Source organism: Sphingobium sp. WTD-1, assembly GCF_030128825.1.
In the GTDB taxonomy this organism is placed as follows: domain Bacteria; phylum Pseudomonadota; class Alphaproteobacteria; order Sphingomonadales; family Sphingomonadaceae; genus Sphingobium.
This window is the reverse complement of sequence record NZ_CP119127.1, coordinates 2027867-2042580: the sequence shown is the minus strand read 5'-3', so window position 1 is coordinate 2042580 and position 14714 is coordinate 2027867. Positions and strand designations below refer to the sequence as shown.

Here is a 14714-nt window from a genome sequence, read left to right as displayed (position 1 = left end):
AGAACCTAGCCAGTAGGGCGACCTACGTAGGAGAGAACTACCTACGCGTATGCGCACGCACGCACGCGAGGGCTTCGGCATGAAGGAGCTTCGCCCCCACCAGACCGGCGCCGTCGCTATGCTCCGCGAGGCCATCGGGCGGGAACGCATCAAGCGGCTGGTGCTCGACCTGCCAACCGGCGCGGGAAAGACCGTGATCGCTGCGGCTATAATCCGCATGGCTAGGGAAAAAGGGAACCGCGTCCTGTTCGTGGTCGATGCTATCTCGCTGATCGACCAGAGCGTGCAGGCCTTCTACGCCGAAGGCATCTGCGAAATCGGCGTGATCCAGGCGAACCACCCGATGACTGACTGGTCGCGTCCGGTTCAGGTCGCTTCGGTGCAGACCCTGCAGAACCGGGGCATGCCGCAAGTCGACCTCGTCATCATCGACGAAGCGCATTGCATGTACAAGTTCATGACCGAGACGATGGCCTCGCCCGAATGGGAGAAGGTTCCGTTCATCGGCCTGAGCGCCACGCCGTGGGCAAAGGGCATGGGCAACGTCTACCAGAAGCTAATCGCCCCGGTGCGGATGCAGGAACTGATCGACCGCGAGTATCTTTGCCCGTTCCGTGTTTTCGCTGCCGACCATCCTGACCTGTCAGGCGTAAAGATCGTGCGGGGTGATTATCACGAGGGCCAGCTCGCCGACGCTATGAACGATGGGCAACTGATCGCGGACATCGTATCGACATGGGCACGGCTTGGGGAAAATCGCCCGACCCTGTGCTTCTGCGTCGATCGGGCTCACGCCAAACAGGTTCAGCTGCGATTCGAGGACGCGGGCATCCCGGCCGGGTACATCGACAAGGACACGCCCGCCAGTGAGCGCCATGCGATCCGGCGCAAGCTCGACGCGGGCGAAATCAAGGTCGTCTGCAACATCGGATGCCTGACGAAGGGCGTTGATTGGGCGATCGGGTGCGTCATCCTGGCGCGTCCAACCCGCTCGGAAATGCTCTACGTCCAGATGGTTGGGCGTGGCCTGCGAGTTAACCCGCCGATGCCCGACTGCATCATCCTCGATCACGCCGACAACACGCTGCGCATGGGTTTCGTGACCGACCTTAGCCGTGGCGAGTTGGACACCGGCAAGCGCGGCGAACGGGGGGCATCGGAGCGCAGAGAGGCGCTACCCAAGGAATGTTCCGCCCCAGGCTGCGGGTTCATCAAGCCGCCCAAGGTGCGGGAATGTCCGGTCTGCGGTTTCACGCCGAACGCTCAATCCGAGATCGAGGAAGAGGATGGCGAGCTGGTCGAAGTCACGCCGGGCAAGGCCAAGAGGGCGAAATCAACTATGGTCGACAAGCAACGGTGGCTGGCGGAGTTGAACTATCTCGCCATGGAGCGCGGATATAAATCCGGGTGGGCCTCCCAGCAGTATCGCAGCAAGTTCGGCGTCTGGCCCAACCAGCTCAATCGGGCGGCCATGGAAATCGCCGGGCCGGAAGTTCGATCCTATGTGCGCTCTCAGCAGATCCGCTACGCAAAAAGCAGGGCGGCATGATGACGGGCATTTCAGAGCAATGCGTCAATCGCTGGCACGCCATCTTGCCGCGACTAGGAATATCGCCCCAGTTCCTGACCGGCAAACACACGAAATGCCCTGCTTGCGGCGGAAAGGATCGCTTCCGCTTCGATGACAAGGACGGGCGTGGGACGTTCTACTGCAACGCCTGCGGGGCCGGTAACGGTGTCGATTTGGTGATGCGGGTTCATGGAAAAACGTTCCGTGAAGCCGCCGATATGATCCGGGAGGTTGCGCCGGACGCTGAGCAGCGCCGCCCACCTCGAGCAATGTCGGACGAGCGCCGGGTCGAGATCCTGCGGGAAATGTGGCGACAGAGTGCGCCTGTTGCCGAGACCGACGATGCGGGACGATACCTGATGTCGCGCCGCATCGATCCGCCGTTCAGTCCGGCTCTGCGCTTCATCCCGAAGCTCAAGGTCACTGGCGCGCCCGTTGATCATCTCGCGGCCATGATCGCTATGGTCCGTGATCCGCTTGGGGAACCGCTGACGCTACACCGGACTTACTTGGCGGCAGGGCGAAAGGCCGAGCTGAACGGCGGCTCGCGCAAGATGATGCCCGGAAAAACCCCACACGGCAGTTTCATTGAGCTGTCGCCGGCGGCCGAGGAAATGGGCGTAGCGGAGGGCATCGAGACGGCATTGCGGGCGCAGCAGCGCTTCGGCGTTCCGGTGTGGTCGCTGATCAACGCTGACGGTCTAAGGGCCTTCACGCCGCCGCCGATCGTGAAGCGGCTTCGCATATTCGGCGACAACGACCTGAATTACACCGGCCAGCTCGCCGCCTTCGCGTTGGCGAACCGCATGGCCATCAAAAATGATCACATTGCCGTCTCGGTGGATATTCCGCCTGAGCCCGGCACAGATTGGGCGGATGTTGAATGACCGACTGGACCCTAACCGTCGCCCTCGTTCTGGTCTTTGCGGCTGGCATATGCAGCGGCGTGGCATTCGCCTCCGTCATCTATGCGGGGCGATATCGGGCGCTGCGGCTGGAGATCTGGGGCGAGCGGATGGCTGACGAGGTCGAGACGCAACCGTCCCGCTACCTGTCCGATGCTGATGAGGCGGCGCTACGGGACCGGCTGGGCGGGCGCTCGCGCGGTCCGGCAGCGAGGTTCATGCCATGAGCCGCCGTCCCACGCCCGCCGACATCGTCGCCTCGCTGAGCGCGGTGAAGCTGCTGATCAAAGGAATGAACGGCGCCATGCCGACGCTGGCGGCCGAGATGCGACGCGAGGCCGTCGAGCGCATCGATGACGTGATTGACGATATTGGGAGGTTGAGGCGGTGAGTGCGATGACAAGGGCAGAACGGATCGCGAAGGCTCGTGCCGATCTGGCGGCGGCCTATGCGGCAGACCCGGCCGGCGTCGAGCGGTTCAATGCCCGCATGGCGCGGCTGGCGTCGGCGCGAAAGCGCGAACAGCAGCGGATCGAGCATCTGGTGCTCGGGCATCCGCGTCCGGTCGAGCGTGTGATGGAGGGCAAGCGCACCGGACGACGCAAGCCAAAGATGGTGGACCGGCCCATGCGTCTGGAGCCCGGCATTGAAGAGGCCGTGCAGATCCGGGAGGCGTGGAACCACAAGGCCTACGGGACGCCCGAGACATGGGAGCGCTCGACCAGCACGCATGACGGCGCGCTCATCCAGCTGCATCGCAATGGCACGATCGACAAAGACCAGCTCGAATGGGCGGCCCAGATCGCGAACGTCTATCGCAGCCTGGAGGCGGACGTCGGCATCAAGGTCGCCAGCCTTGAGGCGCGCGTCGACCAGTCGCGGGGCGGTGGCCGGGCGGCGGAAGGCGTGCTGCGCGTGCGGCTGCATCTGGCATACGGCTATTGGCGCGACATGCTGCCCATGCCCAAGCAGTTGGTGCTGGATATGATCGTGGGCGACGCGATCGGCTATTCGGTCGCGGCTGGCCGCTATCGGGTCCATAAACGCAAGGCCAAGCGCTTCCTGATCGAAGCGCTCAACCGGTGGCCGCTGTGCGTCGCCCATGCGTTCTCGGTCGCCGACCGCGACACCATTGCGGCGCTGAATGCTGGACAGCCCTGCGATCCCGTCTGGCTGGACGGGCCATCCCGAGCGGCAAGGCCAGTGATCGACACCGAGCATGTCGCGGCGATCGAGGAGGCTGAGGCAGATATCGCATATGCCGATCCCCGCGATATCGACCCCGAGTTCCTCGACGAGCGCGGCATCCTCAAGGACTGGGCGGATATCGCCGACATCATTCGTGCCCGGTTCGGCTGGTGTGAGGAAGAGGAGGCTGCATGACGATTTCCGCTTGCAAGTGGCCCCGAAATGTCCCAAAAAAGCCCTAGGACCATTGTGTCCGGAGAAGGTCCACGTGCGCAGCGTGGGTCTTTTTTCGTGTCAGTGCTTCGTTAATTCCCTAGCGATGCAGGCGGCAGCTGCCTCGTATCGGGTGGCCAGTTCGCGATGGGCATAAACGGCCATCATGTGGTCGCCCCTCTGTAGGGCTTCTCTGGCTTTGCGAGCCTCCTGCTGCGCACGCCGCAACAGATAATTCACGTCATCCGGTGTGCTCATAACACCTCCCGCTGAGTCGTTGCTGAGCCAGAATAACAAATCGCTGGGGTAGCTCAACGGTAGAGCAGCCGCCTTGTAAGCGGTCGGTTGAGAGTTCAACTCCCTCTCCTAGCACCATAGCCGCATAGAGCAGTCCGGTAGCTCGTCAGCCTCATAAGCTGAAGGTCGCGGGTTCAAATCCCGCTGTGGCAACCAGTTCGGAGGCGTGATGAGCGACTGCACCCTCCTCGCCATCGCGATTATCATCGCCGCCCTAGTCATCGCCGATAGCGGCGCGCCACGCCAGCGGGGCGGTTATGGCGTCCATCAACCGAAGGTGCCGCCGCCCCCGCCACCCGGAGCACCGCCTCCGCCCCGCCCGACGCGCTGATGCCCAGCCGCCCGCCTAGCCTCAAGCAGAAGCCCCGGGCCAAGGCATGGGCCAGCACCCGCAAGAGCAGGCATGAGCGCGGATATGGGCGCGAGCATGATCGCATGCGCGAGATCGTGCTGAGGGAGGAGCCGCTGTGCCGGCCATGCCAGGCACGCGGGCGCATCACCCCGGCGACCATAGCCGATCATATCAAGCCGCTGAGCGAAGGCGGCACAGGCGAGCGTGAAAACTATCAGGGCATCTGCAAGCCCTGTCATGACGTCAAGACAGCAGAGGAAGCGGCCCGCGCCCGTGGCGCCCGGCCGCCGCGCCTGCGCCGGATCATTGCGCCAGACGGCTGGCCTCTGGATTAAATGAATTCGGCCCGACCAAGTGGTGACACACTTGACCGGGCCTCACCCCAGTCGATCACGGGAGGATCGCTATGGCTTCACCCGCTATAGCCGATAGCACCTGCGTATGCGAGTGCTGCGGCTCAACCTTTGCTCCCCGTCGCCGCGGCAACAAGGATAGCAATCGCTGCTGTTCTCGGGCCTGTGGCTTCGAGGTCCTTCGCAGGGACAGGCAAGCTGCCAGTGAGCAGCGTACCGCACTCATCCAGGCGCAGCGCCACGCGGCACGGCAGCATGTGTGCCTGAACTGCAATGTGGCATTCGAGGCTCAGCCTTCGGCGAAATATTGCAGCCCTCACTGCTCAGGCCAGCACCACGATAAAATGCGGAAAGGGCCAAAGCCTGAGCGTTCATGCGGTGAGTGCCAGCGCCTGTTCACTGCCGAGTATGGAGACAAGCGTCGAGCCTTCTGTTCGGATACGTGCAAGGCCAGGCATCATAAGCGGGCAGCAAAGGGCAAGGAGCGAGCCCGCGATTATGGAGACGCAGCACCCGCGAGCATCAATCCGATCCGGATCATGGAGCGCGATGGATGGCGGTGTCACATCTGCGGCGGCGATGCCCCGCGTGAACTGCGCGGGACATTCGCTGCGGAGGCCCCTGAGATCGACCACGTCATACCCCTGTCCCGCGGCGGTCGCCACATCGAAAGCAACGTTGCCTGTGCGCACCGGCGCTGCAACATTGAAAAGGGTGATGGATTGACCCGCGACGACGCCCACCCGGCCCGCCGATGGGTCCATAGGTAGGGGGCGGTGGCAAAGTCCACCGGCTCTCCGCCAGGGACCGAGCGTGGAGCCTTTTTTCTGCGCGTGCAGATTAAAATTTCGGTGCGAATTAAATTTGCGTGCCGATTAATTTTCAGGAGGCCCGGCGATGAAGCGCGGACCGAAGGCGGAGACGCCCAGCACGAAACTGGCGCGCGGCACATTCCAGCCAGTGCGCGACGGCGTCAAGACAGAGATCATCGTCCCCGGCGACCCGCCGATCCAGCCGGACTATCTGACGGCTGGCGCGATCGAGGTCTGGCAGGAGGTAATTGGCCGCGTCATGGCGGCCGGAATCACGGAAGCCGACAGCGCGCTGTTCGCCCGCTATTGCTCGCTCGAAGCGGAAGTGCGCGTGGCCTTTGCGTCGGGCGGAGAGCTGCCCTCAGCCGCCTACCTGACGAACCTGCGCCAGATGGAAGAACTGTTGCGCATCGCCGGTCCGAAGAGCCGGATCGGCGTTGGAGGTGGGAATGGCGCGAAGCCAGCAAATCGCTTCGCCCGCAACGGCGCCGGAAACCGGTCGTGACTTTGCCGCTATCGCGCTTGCCTATGCCAAGCGCGCGGCGGCAGACAAGCAACAGGTCCATCACTGCAAATGGGTCCGCCTGGCGGGCCAGCGTCATCTGGACGATCTGAAGCGATCGAAGCAGAAGGACTGGCCTTACAAGTTCGACCCTTGGTATGCGAACGACGTCTGCGATTTCATTGAAGGCCTGCCCCATGTCGAGGGGCGCTGGGAAACGCCGACGCTGACGCTTGAGCCGGCTCAGATTTTCATCCTCGCCATGGTGTTCGGCTGGCGGGAAAAGGCGACCGGCCTGCGCCGCTTCACCGACACCTATATCGAGATGGCGAGAAAGGGCGCCAAGTCGACGCTGACTGCTGGTGTCGTCCTCTACTGCACATGCTGCGAGGACGAACCGGGGCCGCTTGTTCTGATCGGCGCGACCACCGGCGCCCAGGCGCAGAAGGTTTTCAACCCCGCCAAGCTGATGGTGCAGAAGACGCCGGACCTTCAGGAAGCCTTCGCGCTGAAAGCGTGGGCGCGGGCGATCACCTGCGACATGAACGGCGGGACGATCCAGACCATCAATTCCAAGTCCGCGACGCAGGACGGGCACAATCCCCACCTGGCGGTTCTGGACGAGTTGCACGCCCATAAGGATCGCGGCCTCTACGACGTGGTTCATTCCGCCGACGGCGCCCGGCGCAACCCGCTTTATTGGAAGATCACGACGGCCGGCTATATTTTGGACGGCGTCTGCTTCGAGCAACGGACCTTCACGACGAAGATGCTGGAGCGGTCGCTGATCGCGGATCACGTCTTCGGCATCATCTTCACCTTGGATGGCCCCAAGGATTTCACCCCGGAGCGGAAGGTCGGGGACGATCCCTACGACGAAAAGAACTGGCCCAAAGCCAACCCGCTGATGCCGATCACGCCCAGCCTCGCATCAATGCGACGGCTGGCTGTGAAGGCGAAGGGCGCGCCGGGCGAGGAGGGCGAATTCTTCACCAAGCGCCTGAATCGGTGGATGTCCGCCGCGACAGCTTGGCTGAGCGTGCCGCAGTGGATCGCATGCGGCGATAGCAGTCTCCGGCTCCGCGACTTCGCCGGGCTGGATTGCGACATCGGCGCCGACCTTGCGCACAAGAGCGATCTCACTGCGGTGGCGCTTTCCGCTGTCACCGCCGACGATCAGTTGCTGCTCAAGACATGGTTCTTCCTGCCTGAGGCGGTGCTGAACCGAGAAGGGCAGAGCGACCGCAACAATGTGACGCTCTATCGCCAGTGGCACAAAGAGGGAAAGCTGATCCTCACGCCGGGCGACTGGGTCGATCAGAAGCGTGTCGAGCGCCTGATCCGCCGGCTGAAATCGGTCCTGCGGGTCAACAAAGCGGTGTTCGACCATTTCGCCGCGGCGGAAGAGATGGCCGTGAGGCTCAATGACGATCTGGACGATGGCAACGGCTTCGCCTCCATCCTGCCCAAGAACGCCAAGAACGTCACCGACCCGGCGCGCAACTTAGAAAACCGTGTGATCGGCGGCCCGCATTTGCTCCGCCACGACAACAATCCGGTGATGACATGGTGCGTCGGCAATGCGGTCGTTGACCGCCGTATCGATGGCTCGATCTTGCCGAAGAAGGAGACGCCAATGTCGATGAGCAAGATCGATGGCGTTGATGCGACCGTGCATTCGCTCGCGCCGAAGATGCTGCCGGAAGAGCAGGAGAGCCTGGACGACACGATCGCCCGCCTGAAAGCTCAGCTCGCAGGCGCCGCCTGATGGGTATCGGCACTTGGGTCGGGTCCACGCTTCGCCTTTTCGGCACCGGCCAGAACGGCAAGCTGAGCGGCGCACCGGAGGATGAGCCGTCGCGCAAGGCGATTGCTTATGGGTCGCGCATCGACAGCGCGGGCCAGTCGGTCACCGCCAAGACGACTTTGGGCCTTCCTGCCGCCTGGGCATGCGTCCGGCTTAAATCAGATGTCGTCGGCTCGATGGGCATGGGCGTGTTCGAGAAGTCCGCTGACGGCGGCCGGAAATCGCGCCCGGATCACTGGCTATACGATCTCGTCCATGAGGAGCCGAACCGCGATCAGACCCCCGCCGAATTCTGGGCAGGACAGGTCGCCGCGATGGATCTCTGGGGCAACGCCTATGCCGAAAAGGAGACGCTGGGCGGCCGGGTGACGGCGCTAACGCCGATCGCGCCGGACCTCGTGACCGTCAAGCGGAACCGCTTCAATGAGCGGGTCTATATCTATCAGGATCGCGGCAAAGCCGAGGAGTTGCCGGCGGACAAGGTTTTCCACCTGCGCGGCCTGACCCTGGGCGGCGATGTCGGGCTTTCCGCGATCGAATTCGGGCGGCGGACACTGGGCAGCGCCATGGCTGCCAACAAGACGGCTGCCGACACTTTCCGCAGCGGGCTCCAGATCGCGGGCTTCATGGAGACGGCTTCGGTCAGCATGAAGCCCGATCAGCGCGCCGACCTAATGGCGATCTTTGATGCATGGAGCAGCGAGGCGATGCGCGGTCGCGTCGTGCCGCTGGAGAAGGATTTCAAATTCCACGGCCTCAAGATGAACCCGGCCGAGGTTCAGTTGCTGGAATCTCGCGGCTGGGATGTCGAGGAAATCTGTCGCTGGTTCGGCGTGTTGCCGATGCTTATCGGGCACGCGGCAAAGGGCCAGACGATGTGGGGCAGTGGTATCGAGCAACTGTTGCTCGGCTGGCAGACGCTGCTGCTCAATCCGCTGCTGACCAACATCCAGCAGGCGGTCAAGAAGCAGCTATTGCCTGCCGCCGAACGCAAGAAGGTCTATCCCGAGATTAACCGCGAAGCGCTGATGGCCGCCGACAGTGCGGCCCGCGCCGCCTTGTATTCGGCCTTCGGACAGAACGGCGTGATGACGCGCGGCGAGATGCGCAACCGCGAAAACCTGCCCTCGCTGCCGGGCGACGATTTCCTGACGGTGCAATCGAACCTCGTCCCGCTCGACATGCTTGGCCAGGTCAACGCGCCAGAACAGGGCGCCCGATCGGCGCTGATGAACCTGCTTTTCGGCGGCGACTTCGACGCCGCCATCGATAGCCGCCTTGACGCGAAGCTGAACGCCCGGCCGCATAGAAAGGAATGACGATGCGCCTGCATCCTGAATATGGCCGCAAGCACAGCGGCGCCCTCAAGGTCCGCGACTTCGATTTCGAGATCAAGGCGGTCTCGGAAGACGGTAAGTTCAACGGCTATGGTTCCGTCTGGGACGTGGTCGACAGCTATCAGGAAGTCGTCGCCAAGGGGGCCTTCACCGAGAGCCTGGCCGAACTGGCTGCGAAGGGCCGCCCGGTGCCCGTGCTGTGGCAGCATCGCAGCAGCGAGCCGATCGGCGCATGGTCGAACCTGAAGGAAGACGATCACGGTCTGTTCGGCGAAGGACAGATCCTGCTTGATGCCGGCGACACGGAAAAGCGCGCCTATGCCCATATGAAGGCCCGCACCGTAACCGGCCTGTCCATCGGCTATTGGGTGCGGGAATCGTCCTATGACGAAAAGACCGGCATCCGCACCCTGACAAAGCTCGACCTTGTCGAGATCAGCCTCGTGACCTTTCCCGCAAATGATGATGCGCGGATCGAAGCCGTCAAATTCAAGCTCGCCCACGGCGAACTGCCCACCGATCGCGAATTTGAGAAGTTCCTGCGGGAGGCAGGTTTCTCGAAAAGCCGGGCCGCTGGCCTCGTCAGCCATGGCCTTACCGACCTGCGCCGGAGGGAGTCCGAGCGCGAAATGACGATCACCCCGGCCCTCAAGGGCCTCTCGGACACCCTGGCCGGCTTCTCGCTGAAGTCCGCCTGAAAGGATATTCCCATGAACATGCTGACTTCCGCCACGGCGCTGGCCGCTGGCGCCCGTTCGCTTGAGTTTGGCCGCAAGGCCGCAGGCGACGATGACAAGACGCTGGAGGGCCTCCAGAAGCAGCTGGGCGACACGCTCGGCGAGGTGAAGGAGTTCGCCAAGGAATTCAAGGCGAAGAGCGAGGCCGGTGAAAAGGTCTCGACCGAAACGAAGGAAAAGGCGGACAAGGCCCTATCGGAACTGGAAGGCCTGCGCGGCGAGATCACCGAACTGTCGCAGAAGCTGGCCCAGTCGCGCCGTGGTGGCGATGATGACCAGCCCGCGCTGAAGAGCCTGGGCGTCGAAGTCGCCAATCATGACGAGGTACGCGCCTATGTCGACGGTGGCTGCAAGGGCACCATCGGCTTCAGCGTCAAGGCGGTCACCACGGCGGCCGGCTCTGCCGGCGGCCTGATCCGCCCCGATCGCCAGACCGACATCGTGGGCATCCCCCGCATGGGCCTTCGCGTTCGCGATCTGCTGACGCCCGGCCGCACCGACGGCAACTCGATCGAGTTCGCCAAGCAGGTGACCCGCACCAACAACGCCGCGCCGGTCGCGGAAGGTGCGCAGAAGCCGGAATCGGTCTACGAATGGGACGTGGACGACGCGCCGGTGCGCACGATCGCGCACTGGGTTCCTGTTTCGCGCCAGGCCATGGACGATATCCCGCAGCTGGAAAGCCTGATCGACGGCGAACTGCGCTGGGGCCTGGACGACGTCGAAGATGCTGAGCTTCTGCTTGGCGACGGCACCGGCCAGCACCTGAATGGCCTTTATACCCAGGCGACCGCATATGCGCAGCCGTCGGGCGTCTCGATCTCGGGCGAAACCAAGATCGACCGCCTGCGCCTTGCCATCTTGCAGGTCGAACTGGCTGACTTCGCCCCCGACGGTATCGTCATCCACCCCACCCAGTGGGCGAACATCGAACTGACCAAGGACGCGGCCGGCGGCTATATCTTCGCCAATCCGCAGGGCGTGGCCGGTCCGGTCCTGTGGGGCCGTCCGGTCGTGTCGACCAAGCGCATCGGCGCGAACAACTTCCTGACCGGCAATTTCAAGCTGGCCGGCCAAATCTTCGACCGCATGGATACCGAGGTCCGCATCTCGGATCAGGACCGCGACAACTTCATCAAGAACATGCTCACGGTTCGTGCGGAAAAGCGCCTGGCGCTCGTCGTGCGCCGCCCGGCGGCTCTGGTGAAGGGTTCGCTGGTTATCGCCTGACCTGACGGAGGTGGGTCCATCGTAATTCCGATGGACCCCCTTTCCGATCATCGGCGCACCCCCGCGCTGATGACCCGAAAGGAGAAAGTCATGAGCAAGAACGCGATGGTTCTGGATGATCACTATGGCGATAACGGTTCGGTCGCCGCCGGCATGATCCTGAAGAACATTTCCAGCACTCGCTTTGCCGAGCTGGAAAAGAAGAGCCTCGTCCGCGAAGCGACTCCGGCTGAGGTAAAGGCCGGCGACCAGCATTCGATCGATGCTGATCCCTCGAAGAAAGAGGGTGGCGAAAAGCAGGCGGCGGAAGGCGGCAACAAGAAGGCTGCCGATCCGAAGAACAAGGACGCCTGATCATGGGCCGTTCCGCTCGCCGCTCGCGCGGCTTCATGTGCGCGCCGGCTTTCACTGTGAAGCCGTCGATCACCGGCACCGCGCAGGTGGGCCAGACGCTGACCGGGGCGAGCGGCACGATCCGCAACGGGACGGTCAGCGCCCGTCGATGGCTGCGCAATGGCGCGGCAATCTCCGGCGCCACCGCTGCCACCTACGTCGTTCAGGCTGGTGATGTCGGTGCCAAGATCACCTATGAGGTGACCGCCACCAATACCCTCAACACCGCCAACATCGTCAAGGCGGTGTCGGCGGAGACGGCGACGGTTATCGCCTGATGCGCGTCATCGTCATCACCCCTCCCGCGCCCGTCGTGACGTGGGAGGAGGCCGACCAGCATTTGCGCCTCGATGGCGATGAAGAGCAGCGCGAGATGGTCGAGCGGCTGGTGAAAGCTGCGACCCAGCATATCGACGGCCCTGACGGCTGGCTTGGCCGGGCCCTTGGCCTCCAGACGCTCGAAGCCCGCATGTGCGGCTTCTGCGATCTGATTCGGCTGCCCTATCAGCCGATCGTGGACATCGTGTCGGTCCATTATCTCGACGGCGCTGGCCAGCCTGTGCTGGTCGATCCAGACACCTATGAACTTTTCGGTCGCGATCTCGGCTGCGCTTGGGGCAAGTCCTGGCCGACGCCGGGTGCCTATCGCGGCCATGCCGAGACCGTGCGCATCCGCTACCGCGCCGGTTATGCCATCGACCCCGGCGCCGATCCTGTCGTGCCCAACGTCCCCGAGCCGATCAAGCAGGCGGTCCTGCTGATGGTGGGGGACATGTGGCATGCGCGCGCCACGATCGCGACCGGTACCGCGATGCAGGCCGTGCCGATGTCGACGACAGTGCAGAACCTTCTGTCGCCCTTTCGGGTATACGTCTGATGTCGCTAGATTCGGGGCGTCGGAATAAGCGCATTGCCTTCAAGAAGAAGGTTGCCGGCATAGACGGACGCGGACATGCCACGGTCGGAGAACAGTGGGCGCTGCTCGGTAAGGCCAGCGCCAGCATCTACTTTGGTTCCGCGGATGAGCAGCGCGCGTCCGCTGAAGATGGGGCTACGCAAAAGGCGTCGTTCGATGTGCTGGACAACAGCATGACCAGATCGCTGACCGTTCAAAATCGGTTGTATTTCCCTATTCGTGGTGCCGATCCAGAAAAGTGGCCCGCGTGGGACATCCGCGCGATCGTGCCGCTGGGTGCCAATGAGGGTTTCCGCATTACAGCGGAGAGTGTGCCAAATTGAAATTTGTCGGCCTGGCCGCGATGGACCGCAAGCTGGTGGCGATCCGCGATGCGGTGTCCCCTGAGGCGCGCGAACGCTCATTGCTGGCTGGCGCGGAAATCGTCCAGGCGGAGGCAAGGCGGCTTGTACCGGTTCTGACGGGCAACCTTCAGGACAGCATCATAATCAGTTTCGACGGCGGGCTGAATTCGTCCGCCGTGTCGCAGCGGCGCTTCTTCTCCACGGTCTATATCGGCCCGTCGCGGCGCGAGGGCTTTTACGGTCACATGGTGGAATTCGGCACGTCTCACTCGGCGGCCCATCCGTTCATGCGCCCGGCACTGGACAATAGCCGTGAGGAAGTGCGCCGCGCGATGGGGCATTCCCTCTGGGCCGATATCAAGAAAGCTGCCTGATCATGGACGTTGAGGATGTTCTGCGGCTTCGTCTTGTCGAGGCGGCACCCGTCGTCGCCAAGCTGGCGGATTATGAGAATTCCAAGGCTGTTTTCTGGGTTCTGCGGCCGCAGGGATCTGGCTTGCCGGCGGTTGTCCTGACTTGGGTGTCTGCGACAGTCGGTGAGACTATGAAAGGTCTTCAGGCGCTACAATTCAGGCGCTTGCAGGTAGATACCTACGCCAACAGGGTGATCTCGGCCCAGCAGCTGCGCGACGCCACCATTGCGACGCTGCAGCCTCGTTATCGCAATCATGGTTTCTATTTTCGTCCGGCGTCGATCTACGGCTCGCGCGATCTGAGCGAGCCGGCGGCAAATGGCCCGATCTACCGGACGTCCACCGATTTTATCATCCGCTTTTCACCGGCCTGAAGGAGGCTCCTGACATGAGTGACGTTGAAACCGGTCATTTGACCGAATTCTGGCTGTGGGATCCGACGCTCGGCACCCCGGCCCTGGTGGAGCTGGGCGAACTGACCGAGGTCCCGCTGCCCGAGGGCACGGCCGATCTGGTCGAAACCAGCCACATGAAGACGATCGGCTACAAGAGCTATATCAATGCTCCGCTGAAGGACGGCGAGGAAGCCGACCTGGTGATGAACTACATCCCCGGCTCGCCGACCGATATCCTTTGCCGCAAAGCGAAAGCCTATGGCCGGCCCCTCGAATACAAGATCGTGCTGGTGAACGGCGACGGCACCTGGGAAATCTCCGGCGAACTGATCGTGCGCAACTATGTGCGCTCGAACCCGATGCTCGATCGCCGCACCGGCACTCTGCGGGTGAAATGGTCGAGCGAGGAAACGGAGGCGGCCGGTGAATAACCCGCTGCGTGGGGAGGCGTCGTTCAAGGCCGGCGTCTCCACCTTCACCCTCGTCTTCGACGTCAACGCCTTCTGCGAGTTGGAAGACGAAACCGGTTTTGGCGTGGCCGAGCTGATCGAGCAGATCCAGGACAAGCCGAGCTTCAGGCTGCTCCGCTCGATCTTCTGCGCCGGCCTCCAAACCCACCATCCCAAGACGTCGCTTGCCGAAGCGGGCGAAATCATGTCCGACGCCGGTTTGGAGGGCATCAAAAATGCTCTCCGTTCCGCCTTGCAGGCAGCCATGCCCAGCAAAGCTGACAGCGACCAAGACGAGAGTGCGGAGGGAAAGGCGCGGAGGAAAAGGGCTGGGACTGGCTCAAGCTCCTGACGCTTTGGGCGCAATCGGGGCGCGACCCGGACGCGTTCTGGCATCAAACCCCTCGCATCCTGGCGGCAACGCTGCGCGGGTATCGCGCCGCTTGCCGCCGGGAGCATGATGTAGCGACGTTTCAGGCTCGACTGACCGCCGCCCTCCAC

The 14714-nt window shown here is 63.1% G+C and carries 20 protein-coding genes and 2 tRNA genes; all 22 read left to right on the top strand.

Annotated features, from left to right (window positions below):
- Positions 1-79 precede the first annotated feature (79 nt).
- Positions 80-1549, top strand: coding sequence for a DEAD/DEAH box helicase (locus tag N6H05_RS10065; RefSeq protein ID WP_284113722.1), 1470 nt, complete (start codon positions 80-82; stop codon positions 1547-1549).
- Positions 1546-2457: a DUF7146 domain-containing protein gene (locus tag N6H05_RS10060; protein ID WP_284113721.1), complete on the top strand. Its 912-nt coding sequence runs from the start codon at positions 1546-1548 to the stop codon at positions 2455-2457. Before N6H05_RS10065 ends, N6H05_RS10060 begins: the two co-directional genes overlap by 4 nt.
- Entirely contained in the window at positions 2454-2702 is a 249-nt protein-coding gene (locus N6H05_RS10055) for a hypothetical protein (RefSeq protein ID WP_284113720.1), read from the top strand. Before N6H05_RS10060 ends, N6H05_RS10055 begins: the two co-directional genes overlap by 4 nt.
- Positions 2699-2866 carry a hypothetical protein gene (locus N6H05_RS10050; RefSeq protein WP_284113719.1) on the top strand — a complete coding sequence of 56 codons (168 nt, stop codon included), beginning with the start codon at positions 2699-2701 and terminating at the stop codon, positions 2864-2866. The genes N6H05_RS10055 and N6H05_RS10050 overlap by 4 nt, the downstream gene beginning before the upstream one ends.
- 5 nt (positions 2867-2871) lie before the next feature.
- On the top strand, positions 2872-3858 hold the full coding sequence (locus N6H05_RS10045) for a hypothetical protein (RefSeq protein ID WP_284113718.1): 987 nt from the start codon (positions 2872-2874) through the stop codon (positions 3856-3858).
- A 318-nt stretch (positions 3859-4176) separates the two neighbouring features.
- Positions 4177-4251, top strand: a tRNA-Thr gene (locus N6H05_RS10040).
- A gap of 1 nt (position 4252) precedes the next feature.
- Positions 4253-4329: transfer RNA gene (locus N6H05_RS10035), tRNA-Met, on the top strand.
- Between the two features lie 279 nt (positions 4330-4608).
- Positions 4609-4860, top strand: coding sequence for an HNH endonuclease (locus N6H05_RS10030; protein ID WP_284113717.1), 252 nt, complete (start codon positions 4609-4611; stop codon positions 4858-4860).
- Positions 4861-4931: 71 nt separating this feature from the next.
- Complete coding sequence (locus N6H05_RS28185; protein WP_349666219.1) at positions 4932-5648, top strand: HNH endonuclease; 717 nt, start codon at positions 4932-4934, stop codon at positions 5646-5648.
- 127 nt (positions 5649-5775) lie between these two features.
- Complete coding sequence (locus tag N6H05_RS10020) at positions 5776-6195, top strand: hypothetical protein (RefSeq protein ID WP_284113715.1); 420 nt, start codon at positions 5776-5778, stop codon at positions 6193-6195.
- Positions 6140-7960 carry a terminase large subunit gene (locus tag N6H05_RS10015; RefSeq protein ID WP_284113460.1) on the top strand — a complete coding sequence of 607 codons (1821 nt, stop codon included), beginning with the start codon at positions 6140-6142 and terminating at the stop codon, positions 7958-7960. Before N6H05_RS10020 ends, N6H05_RS10015 begins: the two co-directional genes overlap by 56 nt.
- Positions 7960-9318, top strand: a complete 1359-nt coding sequence (locus tag N6H05_RS10010) for a phage portal protein (RefSeq protein WP_284113461.1) — start codon at positions 7960-7962, stop codon at positions 9316-9318. The genes N6H05_RS10015 and N6H05_RS10010 overlap by 1 nt, the downstream gene beginning before the upstream one ends.
- 2 nt (positions 9319-9320) lie before the next feature.
- Positions 9321-10034 (top strand): HK97 family phage prohead protease, encoded by a 714-nt coding sequence (locus tag N6H05_RS10005; protein WP_313229125.1) that lies wholly within the window; start codon positions 9321-9323, stop codon positions 10032-10034.
- Positions 10035-10046: 12 nt separating this feature from the next.
- On the top strand, positions 10047-11303 hold the full coding sequence (locus N6H05_RS10000) for a phage major capsid protein (RefSeq protein ID WP_284113463.1): 1257 nt from the start codon (positions 10047-10049) through the stop codon (positions 11301-11303).
- A 90-nt stretch (positions 11304-11393) separates the two neighbouring features.
- The gene (locus N6H05_RS09995; protein WP_284113464.1) at positions 11394-11657 is read left to right on the top strand and encodes a hypothetical protein; all 264 of its coding nucleotides are present in this window, start codon (positions 11394-11396) and stop codon (positions 11655-11657) included.
- Between the two features lie 2 nt (positions 11658-11659).
- A complete protein-coding gene (locus N6H05_RS09990) occupies positions 11660-11974 on the top strand; it encodes a hypothetical protein (protein WP_284113714.1) in 315 nt (104 codons plus the stop codon).
- A complete protein-coding gene (locus N6H05_RS09985; protein WP_284113713.1) occupies positions 11974-12573 on the top strand; it encodes a head-tail connector protein in 600 nt (199 codons plus the stop codon). Before N6H05_RS09990 ends, N6H05_RS09985 begins: the two co-directional genes overlap by 1 nt.
- Positions 12573-12935, top strand: coding sequence for a head-tail adaptor protein (locus N6H05_RS09980; RefSeq protein WP_284113467.1), 363 nt, complete (start codon positions 12573-12575; stop codon positions 12933-12935). The genes N6H05_RS09985 and N6H05_RS09980 overlap by 1 nt, the downstream gene beginning before the upstream one ends.
- A gap of 20 nt (positions 12936-12955) precedes the next feature.
- Positions 12956-13330, top strand: a complete 375-nt coding sequence (locus N6H05_RS09975; RefSeq protein WP_284113712.1) for an HK97-gp10 family putative phage morphogenesis protein — start codon at positions 12956-12958, stop codon at positions 13328-13330.
- Between the two features lie 2 nt (positions 13331-13332).
- Positions 13333-13743, top strand: a complete 411-nt coding sequence (locus tag N6H05_RS09970; protein WP_284113711.1) for a hypothetical protein — start codon at positions 13333-13335, stop codon at positions 13741-13743.
- 14 nt (positions 13744-13757) lie between these two features.
- Positions 13758-14195 carry a phage tail protein gene (locus N6H05_RS09965; RefSeq protein WP_284113470.1) on the top strand — a complete coding sequence of 146 codons (438 nt, stop codon included), beginning with the start codon at positions 13758-13760 and terminating at the stop codon, positions 14193-14195.
- The gene (locus N6H05_RS09960) at positions 14188-14565 is read left to right on the top strand and encodes a hypothetical protein (RefSeq protein WP_284113710.1); all 378 of its coding nucleotides are present in this window, start codon (positions 14188-14190) and stop codon (positions 14563-14565) included. The genes N6H05_RS09965 and N6H05_RS09960 overlap by 8 nt, the downstream gene beginning before the upstream one ends.
- The last annotated feature ends 149 nt before the right edge of the window (positions 14566-14714 follow it).

Coding starts and splice junctions, on each gene's coding strand:
- N6H05_RS09975 (WP_284113712.1), top strand. CDS start 12,956: ATGGACCGCAAGCTGGTGGCGATCCGCGATGCGGTGTCCCCTGAGGCG.
- N6H05_RS09990 (WP_284113714.1), top strand. CDS start 11,660: ATGGGCCGTTCCGCTCGCCGCTCGCGCGGCTTCATGTGCGCGCCGGCT.
- N6H05_RS10050 (WP_284113719.1), top strand. CDS start 2,699: ATGAGCCGCCGTCCCACGCCCGCCGACATCGTCGCCTCGCTGAGCGCG.
- N6H05_RS09985 (WP_284113713.1), top strand. CDS start 11,974: ATGCGCGTCATCGTCATCACCCCTCCCGCGCCCGTCGTGACGTGGGAG.
- N6H05_RS10005 (WP_313229125.1), top strand. CDS start 9,321: ATGCGCCTGCATCCTGAATATGGCCGCAAGCACAGCGGCGCCCTCAAG.
- N6H05_RS10020 (WP_284113715.1), top strand. CDS start 5,776: ATGAAGCGCGGACCGAAGGCGGAGACGCCCAGCACGAAACTGGCGCGC.
- N6H05_RS09965 (WP_284113470.1), top strand. CDS start 13,758: ATGAGTGACGTTGAAACCGGTCATTTGACCGAATTCTGGCTGTGGGAT.
- N6H05_RS28185 (WP_349666219.1), top strand. CDS start 4,932: ATGGCTTCACCCGCTATAGCCGATAGCACCTGCGTATGCGAGTGCTGC.
- N6H05_RS09970 (WP_284113711.1), top strand. CDS start 13,333: ATGGACGTTGAGGATGTTCTGCGGCTTCGTCTTGTCGAGGCGGCACCC.
- N6H05_RS09980 (WP_284113467.1), top strand. CDS start 12,573: ATGTCGCTAGATTCGGGGCGTCGGAATAAGCGCATTGCCTTCAAGAAG.
- N6H05_RS10030 (WP_284113717.1), top strand. CDS start 4,609: ATGCGCGAGATCGTGCTGAGGGAGGAGCCGCTGTGCCGGCCATGCCAG.
- N6H05_RS10065 (WP_284113722.1), top strand. CDS start 80: ATGAAGGAGCTTCGCCCCCACCAGACCGGCGCCGTCGCTATGCTCCGC.
- N6H05_RS10055 (WP_284113720.1), top strand. CDS start 2,454: ATGACCGACTGGACCCTAACCGTCGCCCTCGTTCTGGTCTTTGCGGCT.
- N6H05_RS10015 (WP_284113460.1), top strand. CDS start 6,140: ATGGCGCGAAGCCAGCAAATCGCTTCGCCCGCAACGGCGCCGGAAACC.
- N6H05_RS10010 (WP_284113461.1), top strand. CDS start 7,960: ATGGGTATCGGCACTTGGGTCGGGTCCACGCTTCGCCTTTTCGGCACC.
- N6H05_RS10060 (WP_284113721.1), top strand. CDS start 1,546: ATGATGACGGGCATTTCAGAGCAATGCGTCAATCGCTGGCACGCCATC.
- N6H05_RS10000 (WP_284113463.1), top strand. CDS start 10,047: ATGAACATGCTGACTTCCGCCACGGCGCTGGCCGCTGGCGCCCGTTCG.
- N6H05_RS09995 (WP_284113464.1), top strand. CDS start 11,394: ATGAGCAAGAACGCGATGGTTCTGGATGATCACTATGGCGATAACGGT.
- N6H05_RS10045 (WP_284113718.1), top strand. CDS start 2,872: ATGACAAGGGCAGAACGGATCGCGAAGGCTCGTGCCGATCTGGCGGCG.